Annotated in this window: 18 protein-coding genes; 13 read left to right on the top strand and 5 right to left on the bottom strand. The window is 61.8% G+C overall.

The features are described from left to right. Positions 1–113: 113 nt before the first annotated feature. Positions 114–1,397 (top strand): D-alanyl-D-alanine carboxypeptidase family protein, encoded by a 1,284-nt coding sequence (locus tag FFM81_RS16300; protein WP_138385108.1) that lies wholly within the window; start codon positions 114–116, stop codon positions 1,395–1,397. An 82-nt stretch (positions 1,398–1,479) separates the two neighbouring features. Continuing rightward, positions 1,480–1,797, top strand: coding sequence for a nucleoside triphosphate pyrophosphohydrolase family protein (locus FFM81_RS16295; RefSeq protein WP_138385109.1), 318 nt, complete (start codon positions 1,480–1,482; stop codon positions 1,795–1,797). A 16-nt stretch (positions 1,798–1,813) separates the two neighbouring features. On the opposite strand, the gene FFM81_RS16290 is transcribed toward FFM81_RS16295, so the two are convergent. The 3 genes from FFM81_RS16290 to FFM81_RS16280 form a co-directional block, all read right to left on the bottom strand. Further along, positions 1,814–2,305 carry a GNAT family N-acetyltransferase gene (locus tag FFM81_RS16290; protein WP_138385110.1) on the bottom strand — a complete coding sequence of 164 codons (492 nt, stop codon included), beginning with the start codon at positions 2,303–2,305 and terminating at the stop codon, positions 1,814–1,816. Positions 2,306–2,315: 10 nt separating this feature from the next. After that, positions 2,316–3,731, bottom strand: a complete 1,416-nt coding sequence (tldD, locus tag FFM81_RS16285; RefSeq protein ID WP_138385111.1) for a metalloprotease TldD — start codon at positions 3,729–3,731, stop codon at positions 2,316–2,318. Positions 3,732–4,138: 407 nt separating this feature from the next. Beyond that, on the bottom strand, positions 4,139–4,798 hold the full coding sequence (locus FFM81_RS16280) for an invasion associated locus B family protein (protein WP_173883794.1): 660 nt from the start codon (positions 4,796–4,798) through the stop codon (positions 4,139–4,141). Between the two features lie 12 nt (positions 4,799–4,810). Here FFM81_RS16280 and FFM81_RS16275 point away from each other — a divergent pair, with 12 nt between their 5' ends. From FFM81_RS16275 to plsY, 8 genes are all read left to right on the top strand, one after another. Beyond that, the gene (locus FFM81_RS16275) at positions 4,811–5,116 is read left to right on the top strand and encodes a hypothetical protein (RefSeq protein WP_128399274.1); all 306 of its coding nucleotides are present in this window, start codon (positions 4,811–4,813) and stop codon (positions 5,114–5,116) included. After that, positions 5,116–6,000 (top strand): cytochrome c oxidase subunit II, encoded by an 885-nt coding sequence (coxB, locus tag FFM81_RS16270; RefSeq protein WP_003569863.1) that lies wholly within the window; start codon positions 5,116–5,118, stop codon positions 5,998–6,000. Before FFM81_RS16275 ends, coxB begins: the two co-directional genes overlap by 1 nt. A gap of 17 nt (positions 6,001–6,017) precedes the next feature. Further along, entirely contained in the window at positions 6,018–7,721 is a 1,704-nt protein-coding gene (gene ctaD, locus FFM81_RS16265) for a cytochrome c oxidase subunit I (RefSeq protein WP_003569861.1), read from the top strand. 66 nt (positions 7,722–7,787) lie between these two features. Next, positions 7,788–8,738, top strand: a complete 951-nt coding sequence (locus FFM81_RS16260) for a heme o synthase (RefSeq protein ID WP_003569859.1) — start codon at positions 7,788–7,790, stop codon at positions 8,736–8,738. Continuing rightward, positions 8,738–8,878 (top strand): hypothetical protein, encoded by a 141-nt coding sequence (locus FFM81_RS16255; protein ID WP_003569857.1) that lies wholly within the window; start codon positions 8,738–8,740, stop codon positions 8,876–8,878. Before FFM81_RS16260 ends, FFM81_RS16255 begins: the two co-directional genes overlap by 1 nt. Next, positions 8,875–9,483, top strand: coding sequence for a cytochrome c oxidase assembly protein (locus FFM81_RS16250; protein WP_025415503.1), 609 nt, complete (start codon positions 8,875–8,877; stop codon positions 9,481–9,483). The genes FFM81_RS16255 and FFM81_RS16250 overlap by 4 nt, the downstream gene beginning before the upstream one ends. A gap of 61 nt (positions 9,484–9,544) precedes the next feature. Next, positions 9,545–10,423 carry a cytochrome c oxidase subunit 3 gene (locus FFM81_RS16245; protein ID WP_003569853.1) on the top strand — a complete coding sequence of 293 codons (879 nt, stop codon included), beginning with the start codon at positions 9,545–9,547 and terminating at the stop codon, positions 10,421–10,423. A 165-nt stretch (positions 10,424–10,588) separates the two neighbouring features. Further along, on the top strand, positions 10,589–11,278 hold the full coding sequence (gene plsY / locus FFM81_RS16240; RefSeq protein ID WP_138385197.1) for a glycerol-3-phosphate 1-O-acyltransferase PlsY: 690 nt from the start codon (positions 10,589–10,591) through the stop codon (positions 11,276–11,278). On the opposite strand, the gene FFM81_RS16235 is transcribed toward plsY, so the two are convergent. Together FFM81_RS16235 and FFM81_RS16230 are read right to left on the bottom strand one after the other, a co-directional pair. Next, positions 11,275–11,748, bottom strand: coding sequence for a GNAT family N-acetyltransferase (locus tag FFM81_RS16235; RefSeq protein ID WP_138385112.1), 474 nt, complete (start codon positions 11,746–11,748; stop codon positions 11,275–11,277). The genes plsY and FFM81_RS16235 overlap by 4 nt on opposite strands. 46 nt (positions 11,749–11,794) lie before the next feature. Beyond that, positions 11,795–12,436 carry a chloramphenicol phosphotransferase CPT family protein gene (locus FFM81_RS16230; RefSeq protein WP_003569845.1) on the bottom strand — a complete coding sequence of 214 codons (642 nt, stop codon included), beginning with the start codon at positions 12,434–12,436 and terminating at the stop codon, positions 11,795–11,797. A 117-nt stretch (positions 12,437–12,553) separates the two neighbouring features. Here FFM81_RS16230 and FFM81_RS16225 point away from each other — a divergent pair, with 117 nt between their 5' ends. The 3 genes from FFM81_RS16225 to ispH all read left to right on the top strand — a co-directional run bounded on the left by FFM81_RS16225 (position 12,554) and on the right by ispH (position 14,760). Next, positions 12,554–12,934, top strand: a complete 381-nt coding sequence (locus tag FFM81_RS16225; RefSeq protein ID WP_097534740.1) for a DUF983 domain-containing protein — start codon at positions 12,554–12,556, stop codon at positions 12,932–12,934. Further along, positions 12,927–13,682 (top strand): SURF1 family protein, encoded by a 756-nt coding sequence (locus FFM81_RS16220; protein WP_138385113.1) that lies wholly within the window; start codon positions 12,927–12,929, stop codon positions 13,680–13,682. The genes FFM81_RS16225 and FFM81_RS16220 overlap by 8 nt, the downstream gene beginning before the upstream one ends. 76 nt (positions 13,683–13,758) lie before the next feature. Beyond that, positions 13,759–14,760 carry a 4-hydroxy-3-methylbut-2-enyl diphosphate reductase gene (ispH, locus tag FFM81_RS16215; RefSeq protein ID WP_003569840.1) on the top strand — a complete coding sequence of 334 codons (1,002 nt, stop codon included), beginning with the start codon at positions 13,759–13,761 and terminating at the stop codon, positions 14,758–14,760. Positions 14,761–14,811: the final 51 nt, after the last annotated feature.

Genomic DNA, 14,811 nt, shown 5'->3' with positions numbered 1-14,811 from the left:
AAGACTAGAAAAATGATAGGAGTTGCCTCAAAGTCGCGCCAAACTTGCCGCTTCTGTCACATTACGGCACAAGAGCCGATCCTATCGAGAGCCGACGCATCAAGGGGAACTGCATGAGAACGCTTCTGGCGGCCGTTTTGACCGTAACGCTGGCCGTTTCGGCACCTCTTGCAGCCTTGGCCGGCAGCGCCTCGCTGATTCTCGATGCCCGGACCGGCAAGGTTCTCGCCGCCGAAAATGCCGATACGCTGAACCATCCGGCCTCGCTGACGAAGATGATGACGCTCTATCTCACCTTCGAGGCGTTGAAACGCGGCAAGATTGCCTGGGACACCCCGATCAAAATGTCGAAATACGCCGCCGCCCGGCCGCCGACCAAGCTCGGCGTCAAGGCCGGCGGCACGATCACCGTGCGCGAGGCGGTCTATGGCATGATCATCAAGTCCGCTAATGACGCCGCCTCCGCCATGGGCGAGACGCTCGGCGGCTCGGAAAGCGGTTTTGCCCGGATGATGACGGCCAAGGCCCGCCAGCTCGGTATGAGCCGCACCGTCTTCGTCAACGCCTCCGGCCTGCCGGACGGCCGCCAGGTGACCACGGCGCGCGATATGTCGACGCTCGCCATCGCGCTGATGAAGAATTATCCGAACGAATACAGGCTGTTTTCGGCGGCAAGCTTCAATTTCCGCGGCCGCACCGTGCGCGGTCACAACAATCTGATGTACCGCTACCAGGGCATGGACGGCATCAAGACCGGTTACACCAACGCCTCCGGCTTCAATCTCGTCAGCGCCGTCCGGGACGGCAACCGCCGCGTCGTCGGCGTCGTGCTCGGCGGTCGCACCGCCCGCAGCCGCGACGCCAAGATGGCCGGTCTGCTCGACCGGTATCTCGGCCGTGCCTCCTCTTCCGGCGGCGCCAAGCTGGTGGCGAGCGTTGGCGCCAGGGAGCCTGTGGAAGTGGCGTCGGCCGCCGACGCTTCCGATGTTCCGGTGCCGCTCAGCGCACCGCGCCCAGCCGACGATCTCGCGGCTAAGAGCTTGGCCTATGCCGATGACGCCGTCGTGCCGCTGGAACGTCCGGTCGCGATGGACGAAATCCTCAACGCCGGCAAGGCGCCGAAAATGTCTGCAGCAAAGACCGATGGTGACTGGCAGATCCAGATCTCGGCCGCCCCGAGCGCCGATGCAGCGCGCGCACTTCTCGCCCAGGCGAAGTCTGAAGGCGGTGCGCCGCTGGTTTCCGCCTCGCCATATACCGAGGCAGTCGGGAAGGGCGCCAACAAGATCTATCGCGCCCGTTTCGTCGGCTTCGCCAGCAAGGATGCCGCAGTCTCGGCCTGCGATGCGCTGAAGCAGCGCTCCTACGACTGCATGCTGCTGCCGGACCAAGGCTGATCGCCACCGCAGCATTCAGGCAATTCACTCTGGACAAGCATCGGGAATCAGCGTCTCCTCCATAAACAAAAGGAGAACGTTCATGTTGCGCCGTCTTGCCGACCAGTTCGAAACCTCATCCGCTGTGCATGTCGCTGCCAACAATATCGAGCGCGATGCCGACTGGTTCCTGCTGAAGCTGCAGGAGGAAATGGGCGAATTGACCCAGGCATGGAACCGGCTGACCGGCCGCGGCCGTGCGAAGGGCCGCTCTCCCGACGACATGCAGCGCGATCTCGCCGACGAGACCGCCGACGTTCTCGGTCATCTTCTGCTGTTTGCCCGTCACAACGATCTCGATCTCGCCGCCGCGATCGAACGGAAGTGGCTGTTTCGGCCGGCCGAGGTGGCGAAGAGCTGATGCATGTCGGCGAGAGTCAGCCGACCTTATAGCGGTAGAACTTGCTGTCCACCGCCATCAGCGGGAAGGAGCGGGGAAGGGCGCTCTTGGCGATCTCGGTAAAACCGTTCTTCTCGTAGAAGCGATGGGCGGCGACGAACTTGTCTGTTGTGCCGAGGAAGATATCGGTGAGGCCGGCGTCCCTGGCATGGGCGATCAGGCGGTCGAGCAGCAGCGCCGCCACGCCGTGCTCGCGGCCGCGGACCTCGGCTGAGACGAACATCTTGCGCAGCGCCGCCTGGTTGTTGCCGATATCCTTGAGCCCGAGCGTGCCGATGATCGCACCATCCTTGACGGCGACCCAGAACTCACCTTTGCCGGACTGATAGAAATCCGGAATGACCCGGAGATCCGGCTGCGCATCGGCTGATATATCGATGCCGAACTCCTCGCGCTGGATCGGCAGGATCACCGACAGCACGGCGTCGGCGTCATCGGCGGCAAAGGGTCTGATTTCGATGTCAACCATCACTCACCCCTCAGGTCTGCGTGCCGCCAACGGTGATCTGATCCATGCGCACATGCGGCTGACCGACGCCGACCGGAACCCACTGGCCGCCCTTGCCGCAATTGCCGATGCCGGTATCGAGCTTCATGTCGTTGCCGATCATCGACACCCGCTTCATCGCGTCCGGGCCGTTGCCGATCAGCATCGCGCCCTTGATCGGCGCGCCAACCTTGCCATTTTCGATCAGATAGGCCTCGGTGCAGCCGAAGACGAATTTGCCGGAGGTGATATCGACCTGGCCGCCGCCGAAGGAAACGGCATAAATGCCCTTCTTCACCGAGGCGATGATTTCCTCAGGCGTCTTGTCGCCGCCGAGCATATAGGTGTTGGTCATGCGCGGCATCGGCACATGCGCATAACCCTGTCGGCGGCCGTTGCCGGTGGGCTGCATGCCCATCAGCCGGGCGTTCTGCCGATCCTGCATATAGCCGACGAGCTTACCGTTCTCGATCAGCACGTTGTAGCCCGACGGGGTGCCCTCGTCGTCGATGGTGATCGAGCCGCGGCGATTATCGATCGTGCCGTCGTCGACGACGGTGACACCGGGGGCGGCGACCATCTGGCCGAGAAGGCCTGAAAAAGCCGACGTCTTCTTGCGGTTGAAATCGCCTTCCAGCCCGTGCCCGACGGCCTCATGCAGCATCACGCCCGGCCAGCCGGAGCCGAGCACGACGTCCATCGTGCCCGCCGGCGCATCGATCGCCTCGAGATTGACGAGCGCCTGTCGCAGCGCCTCATCGGCGCCATATTGCCAGCTGCCTTCGGCAATGAAATCGCCGAAGCCGATGCGTCCGCCGCTGCCGTAGGAGCCGCTTTCCTGCCGGTCGCCTTCGCCGACCATGACGGAGATGTTGATGCGCGTCATCGGCCTGATGTCGCGGACGCGATGCCCATCGGCGCGCAGGATGTCGACGACCTGCCAGCTCGCCGCGACCGAGGCCGTCACCTGCCGCACCTTATCGTTCTTCCCCCTGAGATAGGCGTCGATATCCTGCAGCACCTTGACCTTCTCTTCGAAGCTCGGCTGGCCGATCGGGTTCTGGTCGCCATAGAATTTCTTGTTGGTGCCCTGGGGAGCGGCGGCATAGGAGCCGGAATAACCGCGCGTCACCGCGCCGACCGCATCGGCCGCCCGTTTCAGCGCCGCCACCGAGAGATCGCCGGCATGGGCGTAACCCACCGCTTCGCCGGCAACGGCGCGTAAGCCGAAGCCTTGCTCGGTGTTGAAGCTGCCGCCCTTCAGCCGGCCGTTGTCGAAGCTCAGCGCTTCGGCCTGCGCATGCTCGATATAAAGCTCGCCGTCATCGGCGCCGGACAGCGCCTCGGCCACGTGCTTGCGCATCGTCGCTTCGTCGGCATCGAATAGCGTCAGGAGATCGGTGGTCATGATATGGCTCCAATGGGCATGCGTTCGGGAATGCGCCTATGCCTTAGATAGGGCTCCTAATGATAAGGAGTGAAGCCCTACGGTCGAATTATTATTATCGGGTAGGGCCGTCGCAGGAGATGGAATGCTCCTCGAAAGAGAAGCAAGCGATTTTATCGCTTTGCTCCTTCCGCGGCACAAGGGCGCACTAGCGGACCGATCTCCCCATGCGCCGGCGCCAAGTTTGGCTGGTGCGTCACCTCGTCCTCCGTCATCCTCGGCCTTGAGCCGAGGATCCATGTCCGGCACTGATGGATGCCGCGTGGATGCTCGGGTCAAGCCCGAGCATGACGGAGTATGAGGGGCTTCTGGAGCAAGTGCAGCGAAGACGGAATGCGAGCGGAATTGCGTTGCGCGCTTGCATGCCCTCAGGGCAGAGCGTCGAAACCTTCGGCAAAACCTTTGAGATCAACAGGAATGCCGATGCCTTCTTCCGGCGTCTGGAAGACGATGAAGGTCGCCTGGGCGCCGCTGCGGAAGGTTTTGAGCAGCTCGTCCTCGAGCACCACCTCGGCATAGCAGCCGTCGGCGAAGCAGCGCACGAAATAAGCGCGGCCGATATCCTTGCCGTCGACATTGAGCCCGAGGCCGTTCGGCAGCAGCACGCCGAGGGGTGCGAGCACGCGCAGGATCTTCGACTTGCGGTCGGCGGTCTTCAGGACGACGACGGAAAGCCCGACCTCCGGCCGATCCTCGGCGATGACATTCTGCATCAGCGCGCATTGTTCGGTCGCAGCCCCGGCCGGCTTGTCGCAGACGACGGACCATGCGCCGTGGTTGGATTTCACCGTGCCCGGCGCCTGCGGCTGGGTCTGGCCGGGCGACACCTGGATATTCGGGTTGGCCGCCGAGGGCTGCTGCGCCGGGGCAGGGGCAGGGGCCGGCGCGGCAGCCGGGGGCTTGGCTGGCGTCGGTGTGGGTTGCTGCGCGAAAACGGGCGTCGCCGCTGCGGCCGCGATGCTGGCAGTCACGAGAAGCGACTGCGCGAGGGAACGGAAACCCATGGAAACCTCTGGATATCGAATCATTTGCGGCTATTGTTGAAGCTGCCCACCAAAAATGAAAAGCCCCACCCCGTGAAAACCGGGGGACTGCGGCGGAAATTGGACCTTTCGGCAAGAATGTGCGGCGCGCGGATTGGCCGGAAAGCCGATTTTTCATATGCTGATGAAAAACTTGGGATGTTTTGCCGTTCCGGCCTGCCTATGCTTTCAGCAAAAATGCCGCATAGACAATTGCTCTGGCCTGTTGCGGCAAATGGCAAACTGTGGTTTGAAGCGCTGAAGATGGCAAGGATTCTGCGTTCTATTTTGCAGGTCAAGCGCTCGAGGGAGATAATAAGGTGATGAAGAAGGCTTATGCAGCCCTGACCACTCTGGTCTGTCTGCTTTTTGCTTCCGGCACATATGCCGACCAGCCAATGCCGTGGCAGGCGACGCTGCAGCCGGCGGCAACGCCGATTATGCGGGAAATTCACTGGTTCGAACAATATACCCTGTGGTTTATCGTTCCGATCACGCTTTTCGTTCTGGTCCTGCTCATCGTCGTCTGCGTCAAGTTCCGCGCCAGCGCGAACCCGGTCCCCTCGAGGACAAGCCACAACACGATGATCGAGATTGCCTGGACCGTGGGGCCGGTCCTGGTGCTGCTGCTGCTTGCCATTCCCTCGTTCAACCTGCTGACGGCGCAGCTGACGCTGCCTGAAAACCCCGATGTGACGATCAAGGCGACCGCCACCCAGTGGCAGTGGAACTACGAATATGAAGGTTCGGGCGACAGCCCGCTGGCCTTCGATAGCTACCTGCTCAAGGATCAGGATCGCGCAGCCGCCGGCAAGGAAGACAAGTCGGTCTATCCCAGGCTGCTCGCCGTCGACAACGAGCTGGTCCTGCCGGTCGGCAAGACGGTGCGCGTTCTCGTGACCTCGGCGCCGACCGACGTCATCCACGCTTTCGCCATGCCGTCCTTCGGGGTCAAGATCGACGCCGTGCCGGGCCGCCTGAACGAGACCTGGTTCAAGGCCGAGCGCGAAGGCCTGTTCTATGGCCAGTGTTCCGAGCTCTGCGGCAAGGACCATGCGTTCATGCCGATCGCCATCCGCGTCGTCTCCGAGGACAAGTACAAGCAGTGGCTGACGGCAGCCGCCAGCGACCTGCCCGGCGCCTACAAGACACTCATGGCCGCAACCGATGGTCCCGCAAAGACCCTCGACGTCGCCGAAGCACAGTAATTAAGGGGATCGGGACAATGGCTGGACCTTCCGCTCACGACGATCATTCTCACGGTCACGCTCATGACCACGCCCACGATGATCACGACCACCACGATCACGGGCACAAGCCGAGCTTTGCCAATCGCTGGCTGTTCTCGACCAATCACAAGGACATCGGCACACTCTATCTGATCTTCGCGATCATCGCCGGCATCATCGGCGGCGCGCTGTCGGTTGCCATGCGCATGGAGCTGCAGGAGCCTGGCATCCAGATCTTCCACGGCCTGGCCTCGATGGTCTACGGCTATGAGGGCGATGCGGCGATCGACGGCGCAAAGCAGATGTTCAACATGTTCACGACAGCGCACGCGCTGATCATGATCTTCTTCATGGTCATGCCGGCGATGATCGGTGGTTTTGCCAACTGGATGGTGCCGATCATGATCGGCGCGCCCGACATGGCTTTCCCGCGCCTGAACAACATCTCTTTCTGGCTGATAGTTCCGGCCTTCGCGCTGCTCTTGCTGTCGATGTTCGTCGAGGGCCCGGCAGGCGCCTATGGCACCGGCGGCGGCTGGACGATGTATCCGCCACTGGCGACCAGCGGTACGCCCGGTCCGGCGGTCGACCTGGCGATCTTCGCGCTCCATATTGCCGGCGCCTCGTCGATCCTCGGTGCGATCAACTTCATCACCACGATCCTCAACATGCGCGCTCCGGGCATGACGCTGCACAAGATGCCGCTGTTTGCCTGGTCGGTGCTGATCACCGCCTTTCTGCTTCTGCTGTCGCTGCCGGTTCTGGCGGGCGGCATCACCATGCTGCTCACCGACCGTAACTTCGGCACCTCCTTCTTCTCTCCGGAAGGCGGCGGCGACCCGATCCTCTACCAGCACCTGTTCTGGTTCTTCGGTCACCCCGAGGTCTACATCCTCATCCTGCCGGGCTTCGGCATGGTCAGCCACATCATCTCGACCTTCTCGAAGAAGCCGATCTTCGGTTATCTCGGCATGGCCTACGCCATGGTCGCGATCGGCGCCGTCGGCTTCGTCGTCTGGGCCCACCACATGTATACGGTCGGCCTGTCGCTCGACGCGCAGCGCTACTTCGTCTTCGCGACGATGGTCATCGCCGTTCCGACGGGTGTGAAGATCTTCTCCTGGATCGCGACGATGTGGGGCGGCTCGATCTCGTTCCGCACGCCGATGCTCTGGGCGATCGGCTTCATCTTCCTGTTCACGGTCGGCGGCGTCACCGGGGTCCAGCTCGCCAATGCCGGTCTCGACCGCTCGCTGCATGACACCTATTACGTCGTGGCCCATTTCCACTACGTTCTGTCGCTCGGCGCGGTCTTTGCGATCTTCGCCGGCTGGTACTACTGGTTCCCGAAGATGACCGGCTACATGTACAACGAGTTTGTCGGCAAGCTGCATTTCTGGATCATGTTCATCGGCGTCAACCTGGTGTTCTTCCCGCAGCATTTCCTCGGCCTTGCCGGCATGCCGCGCCGCTACATCGATTATCCGGATGCCTTTGCCGGCTGGAACTATGTGTCCTCGATCGGCTCCTACATCTCGGCCTTCGGTGTGCTGATCTTCCTCTTCGGCGTCTTCGAAGCCTTCGCCAAGAAGCGCCTCGCCGGTGACAATCCGTGGGGTGAGGGCGCAACGACGCTCGAATGGCAGCTGCCTTCGCCGCCGCCCTATCACCAGTGGGAACAGCTTCCGCGCATCAAGTAATTGCGCGGGTATCAGGACGCCGCATTTGTTACGGCGTCCTGCTATTCTGATACTCAGGACGGAATAATGACGGTCATCGACAATCACGAGGTACTTGCAAAGGACGGCGAATTGTCGGAAGCGAGTGCACGCGATTATTTCGAATTGCTGAAGCCGCGGGTGATGTCGCTCGTGGTCTTCACCGCCTTTGCCGGCCTGGTGCTGGCGCCGGGCCACATCCATCCCGTTCTCGGCCTGATCGCCATTCTCTGTATCGCCGTCGGCGCCGGCGCCTCCGGCGCGCTCAACATGTGGTACGATGCTGATATCGACGCCATCATGAGCCGCACCGCCAACCGTCCGATCCCGGCCGGCCGTATCGCGCCCTCTGAGGCTCTGGCCTTCGGCCTGGTGCTGTCTGGCTTCTCGGTCGTTATCCTCGGCCTCGCCGTCAACTGGCTCTCGGCTGGTATCCTCGCCTTCACCATCTTCTTCTATGCCGTCGTCTACACCATGTGGCTGAAGCGCTCGACGCCGCAGAACATCGTCATCGGCGGCGCCGCCGGCGCCTTCCCGCCGATGATCGGCTGGGCCTGCGTGACCAACAGCGTGACGATCGAAAGCACCGTTCTCTTCCTCATCATCTTCCTGTGGACGCCGGCGCATTTCTGGGCGCTGGCCCTGTTCAAGATGCGCGACTACGAAGCCGTCGGCGTGCCGATGCTGCCGAACGTTGCCGGCGAGCGGGCGACCAAGCATCAGATCGTCGCCTATGCGGTGCTGACCGCCGTCTGCGCGGTTTTGCCGTCCTTCCTCGGTTTTGCGAGCTTCGGTTACGGCCTGGTGGCGGCAGCCCTCGGCGCGATCTTCATCTACTGTTCCATCGCCGTCTGGCGGATGCCCGACGGCGATCTGAAGATGATCCCAGCAAAGAAGCTGTTCGCCTTCTCGATCTTCTATCTCTTCGCCGTGTTCTCCGCTCTGATGATCGACCGGCTGGCGTCGATGCTGGTCTCGCATGCGGGAGGTTGGTTCTGATGGATCTCGTCAAGCTCACCGAAAAGCAGATGAAGTCGCGCCGCAACCGCAACATCGCCCTCGGGCTGGTGCTGGCCGGCCTCGTCATTCTCTTCTACGCGATCACCATCGTGAAGATCGGCGGGGGAATGGCCGGATGAGCGACAGCCCCGCCGCACCGAAGAAACAGGGCCGCAACAACGGCGCCGTCGTCATGATGTGCCTGAGCTTCGTCTTCGGCATGGGCGCGATGAGCTATGCCGCCGTGCCGCTCTACCGGATCTTCTGCCAGGTCACCGGCTATAACGGCACGACGCAGCGCGTCGACCAGGTGTCGAGCGTCGTGCTCGACCGCACGATGCGCGTCACCTTCGACGCTAATGTCGCGCCCGGCCTGCAATGGGATTTCAAGCCGGTCGAGCGCGAGGTCAATCCGAAGATCGGCGAAACCATACAGGTGAATTTCACCGCCGAGAATCGTTCGAACGAGACGCAGCGTGGCCAGGCGGTGTTCAACGTCACGCCGGGCGAGGCGGGCGTCTATTTCAACAAGGTGCAATGTTTCTGCTTTACGGAAACGGACCTGAAGCCGGGCGAGAAGCTCGACATGCCGGTGGTGTTCTACATCGACCCTGAGATCGTCAAGGCGGTGGAATCCAAGAATATCCATACGGTGACGCTGTCATATACGTTCTACCCGAAAGAGGGTCCGAAGCCTTTGGCTTCGAATGAGGGTGGAGCGGTAAAGAGTGAAAAGAAACTTTGATCAAGGCTCGTTTCCGGCTATGCCGGGAGCGGAGTGAAGGAAGACATCCGGGGATAGCTACATGGCCGATGCTCATCAGAAGAATCACGACTACCACATCATCGATCCGAGCCCGTGGCCGATTCTCGCCTCGCTCGGCGCCTTCATCATGGCGATCGGCGGCGTCTGCTATATGCGCTACCTGAACGGCGGCTCGTTCAAGGTCGCCGGCGCCGAGCTTGCCAATCCCTGGCTCTTCTACATCGGCTTCGCGCTGGTTCTCTACGTCATGTACGGCTGGTGGGCCGATACGGTGAAGGAAGCCCATGAGGGCTCTCATACCCGCGTCGTTTCGCTGCACCTGCGCTACGGCATGATCATGTTCATCGCCTCGGAAGTGATGTTCTTCGTCGCCTGGTTCTGGGCCTATTTCGACGCCAGCCTCTATCCGAACGAGGCGATCCAGGCCTCGCGCCTGCTCTATACCGGCGGCACCTGGCCGCCGAAGGGCATCGAGGTTCTCGACCCCTGGCACCTGCCGATCTACAACACCGTTATCCTGCTGCTCTCCGGCACGACGGTCACCTGGGCGCACCATGCGCTGCTGCACAACGACCGTAAGGGCCTGATCCAGGGCCTGACGCTGACGGTGCTGCTTGGCATTTTCTTCTCCAGCGTCCAGGCCTATGAATATGCCCACGCGCCCTTCGCCTTCAAGAATTCGATCTACGGCGCGACCTTCTTCATGGCGACCGGCTTCCACGGTTTCCACGTCCTCATCGGCACCATTTTTCTGCTGGTCTGCCTGATCCGGTCGCTGCGCGGCGATTTCACCCCGAAACAGCATTTCGGCTTCGAGGCCGCCGCCTGGTACTGGCACTTCGTCGACGTCGTCTGGCTGTTCCTGTTCTTCTGCATCTACGTCTGGGGCGGCTGGGGCGCACCGGTCGCAGCCGGCTGATCAGAGCGATATACAAGCAGAAGGCGGGCCTGGTGCCCGCCTTTTTTGTTGGCGGTTCCTCCGCGCTCCGTTCTTGTCAATGAGGAAGGAAGCGGCTGCCGCAAATCTCTTCTCCCCTCGCCATCGTTGGTTTACGCGAGGCGCAGACGACAGAATGATGATTGCCTGGTATTTGAAGGTCTAGCTGGTGTGGCTGGATTGGCGATCGCTTATGTCATTGGTTCCACACCGACGGGTTACCTCGCGGGCAAACTGCTCCGCGGCATCGATATTCGCAACCAAGGCTCTGGATCCACCGGGGCGACGAACGTGTTGCGAACCCTGGGGAAATGGCCTGCCTTGGCTGTGCTCCTGGTGGATGTACTGAAAGGCGCAGGGGCGATCCTCTTTGGCCGCTGGTTTTATCCGTGGCTCCACGGATTGCTACACGACATGCCGCCGGCTGCGCTTGATCTACATGCCTGGCTTCCCTGGGCCGTTTGCCTGGCCGGACTTGCCGCATTGCTGGGGCATAGCCGTTCGATCTGGCTGAATTTCAAAGGCGGCAAATCGGTTGCGACGGGGCTCGGCCTGGTGCTCGCGATATCCTGGCCGGTGGGATTGGGTGCTCTGACGGTTTTTGGTATTGTGCTCGCCGTCTTCCGGATTGTTTCCCTTGGTTCGATGCTGGCGGCTCTGACTGCAATCGCCCTCATCTGCGGCCTGGAGCAGCCCTTACCCTATCGCTTGCTGGTGATATCAGGCGGCATTTATGTGATCGTGCGCCATCGCGCCAACATTCAGCGGCTGCTGGCAGGGACGGAGCCGCGTCTGGGACAAAGCAGCCCGGAATCGAAAACGGCAGCGCAAAGTTAGAGCGGCGATCTGGGACCGTCGCCCGATCCGCTGCCATGATCGGAGGACTGGATTTCCTTCGCCATCAGCGGGCTGATCTTGCCAGCGTCGACCATCACCCAACCCAGCTTTTCATAAAAAGGAACGGCATCCGGCGCGGCATAGACCTCCAGGCGGCTGAGGCCCCGGCTTGCCGATAATCTCTCGACCTCGGACATCAAAATCCGCCCCAGACCCTGTCTCTGATATTCCGGCATGATGGCGACAAGTCGCACGATGCCGGTCGTGCCTTCCGACAGATCGAGGCGGACCGTGCCGAGGGCGACGCCGTCTTTCCTGAGCAGCAGCGGCATATGGCCAGGTGCATGTTCATCCGGATGCGTATCATCGTAGCCGTCGAGGCCGCGCAGATCGAACAAAACGTGCCGCCGGATGGCATGATGGGCCCGCCACTCTTCGACCTTTTTCACTTGCAGAAATTCAATCCCCATCGCTATCGATCCCGCATTCTCGGCCTTCTTTTGAAACACGAAACCCTCACCGCCCGCCGGCGATCCGTTCGAAGGCCGAGGGTTCGGGAATGCCGAGATCCAATTGATGGCGGATCGCCTCGGCGCATTCGAGCGCGGTCAGGACTGATGTATCGACCTCCATGTCATAGACGCCGGGCCGGTGCACCTCGTCCTGCCAGCGCTGCACTGGCTCCGGCACGGGCGTCTCCTCGGTGGCTCTTACATATAGTGTCTCGCGGCCTTCCTGTTTGAATTCCCGCCGCCGCATGATCGTCTCGATCGGACAGCGCACGCCGACGAACAGCACTGAGAAGCCTTCCAGGCGGCGGGCGCAGTCGCCGAGAATGCCGAGCGGCTCGGAATAGCTGTCATGATGGCCGAGATCGGCCACCACATTGAGCCCCAATCCGGCATGGATGGCGATCGATTCGTACAGCGCGGCATAGAGGAACGGCACCAGCTCTTCGAGCTCCGGCCGCTCGCCGCCCGGCCTCAGGCCGATGCCGGGCAGGTAGCGCTTCGGGGTCATGGCATTGTAGCTATCGACGCCGAGGTTGATCCACGGTCCCTCGAATTCGTCCTGGATTGCGCGCGCAATGCTGGATTTGCCGCTGCGCGGCGCACCGTTCAAAATAATGATCTGTCCGGCATGGTTGTCATTGGTCATCAGTCTTCTTCTTCTGTTTGGCACGAATCGCTCAGGGGTCCGCGCAGGCATTTCCATTCGGGATGCGAATACTTTATGGGAGAGTTAAGGCAGCATGGAATTGTCAGAAGGAATGGCATGAGCGAGGACAGCGCCCACTATCCGCCGGTCGATCCGGTCAAAACAGGCATCAAGGGCTGCTGCCCGCGCTGCGGCCAGGGAAAACTGTTCGATGGCCTGCTCGGCCTGAAGCCGCGCTGCGCCTCCTGCGGCCTCGATTATTCCTTCGCCGATGCCGGCGACGGCCCCGCCGTCTTCGTCATCCTCATCGTCGGCTTCATCGTCATCGGCATGGTGCTGTGGCTGCAGGTGAATTACGCCCCGCCGATCTGGGTGCATATCCTGCTCTTTGCTCCGCTGACGATTATTCTGTCGCTCGCGACGCTGCGCTGGTTCAAGGGCATCTTGATCGCCATGCAATATCGCCACAATGCCCGCGAAGGACGCCTGAGTGACTGATACCCAACATGCCGCGCCGCGCCGCCTATTGCCTGTGGCAACCGGCATCCTGGTGCTGATCGCGCTTTCCATCCTGATTTCGCTCGGCACCTGGCAGATGGAGCGCCTCCACTGGAAGGAAGGCCTGCTTGCCGATATCGCCGCGCGCCAGGCGGCCGCTCCGGTGCCGCTCGCCGAGATCGAGGCGATGGCGGCTTCAGGCGGTGATATCGAATACCGCAAGGTCACCGCCACCGGGCGCTACATCAACAACAAGGAGCGGCACTTCTTCGCCACCTGGCAGGGCCAGACCGGCTTTTACGTCTATACCCCGCTTGAGCTTGCCGACGGGCGCACCCTCCTGGTCAATCGCGGCTTTGTTCCCTATGAAAACAAGGAGCCGGAAATGCGCATGCAGGGCCAGTTGACGGATCAGCAGACCGTCACCGGCCTGGCGCGTGCCAAACTGCCCGGCAAACCCTCCTGGGTGGTGCCAGACAACGACGTCGCCAAGAATATCTTCTACTGGAAGGATCTCGACGTGATGGCAGAGAGCGTCGGGCTGGAAAAGGCCCGCGTCATCCCGTTTTTCGTCGACGCCGATTCCACGCCCAACCCGGCCGGCCTGCCGATCGGCGGCGTCACCCAGGTCGATCTGCCGAACGACCATCTGCAATATGCCTTCACCTGGTACGGGCTTGCCGCCGTGCTTGTTGTCGTGGTGGCGATCTCCTGTTTCCGCAAACCCGGCAAGCAGCCCGCGCAATAGTATTGCTTCAATTCCCGGCCATATTGGGCTAGAGGTCGCTTATCCCGACGCGGTACGGAATTTTGACGGAAAAGACATGAATATTGCGGCGAAACCTCCCTTGACGATCAGGCTCTGCGGGCCGCGCGGCTTCTGCGCCGGCGTCGACCGGGCGATCCAGATTGTCGTGCTGGCGCTGAAATCCTATGGCGCGCCGGTCTATGTGCGCCACGAGATCGTCCATAATCGTTATGTCGTCGAGGGGCTGGAGGCCAAGGGTGCCGTCTTCGTCGAGGAACTGGACGAGATCCCGGCCGAGCACCGCGCCCAGCCGGTGGTCTTCTCCGCCCATGGCGTGCCGAAATCCGTGCCGGAGGATGCGGCGAGCCGCAATCTCTTTTATCTTGACGCCACCTGCCCGCTGGTCTCCAAGGTACACAAGCAGGCGATGCGCCACAATCGCCTCGGCCGCCATGTCGTGCTTATCGGCCATGCCGGCCACCCCGAGGTGATCGGCACGATGGGTCAACTGCCGGAGGGTTCGGTTTCGCTGATCGAGACGATCGAGGATGCCGACGCCTACGTTCCCGCCGATCCCGACAATCTCGGTTACGTCACCCAGACGACGCTGTCGGTCGACGATACGGCCGGCGTAATCGCCCGGCTGCACCAGCGCTTCCCGAACCTGACCGCGCCGGCGGCCGACTCGATCTGTTATGCGACGACCAATCGCCAGGAAGTGGTGAAGCAGGCGGCCCCCGGCTGCGATCTTTTCATCATCGTCGGCGCGCCGAATTCGTCCAATTCCAAACGCCTCGTCGAAGTGGCGCTGAGGGCAGGGGCGAAGAAATCGATCCTGGTGCAGCGCGCCGCCGAACTCGACTGGGAGGAGATCGGCGCGATTTCGACGCTCGGCCTTTCCGCCGGCGCCTCCGCCCCCGAGGTCATCGTCAACGAGATCATCGAGGCTTTCCGCGCCCGTTTCGACGCTCAGGTCGAACTGGCCGAAACGGTGCAGGAAACCGAGAATTTCCTGGTCAACCGCGAATTGCGCAGCATCGAGCTGACGGCGGCCGACATGGCCTTCGTCAACGGCTGATCTTCATCCTGAAAACCTTGTCGCGACGCCGGATGGTCGATGCGGCGGAGC

Source organism: Rhizobium hidalgonense, from assembly GCF_005862185.2.
GTDB classification, from domain to species: Bacteria; Pseudomonadota; Alphaproteobacteria; order Rhizobiales; family Rhizobiaceae; genus Rhizobium; species Rhizobium hidalgonense.
This window is presented reverse-complemented; position numbering and strand designations above follow the sequence as displayed.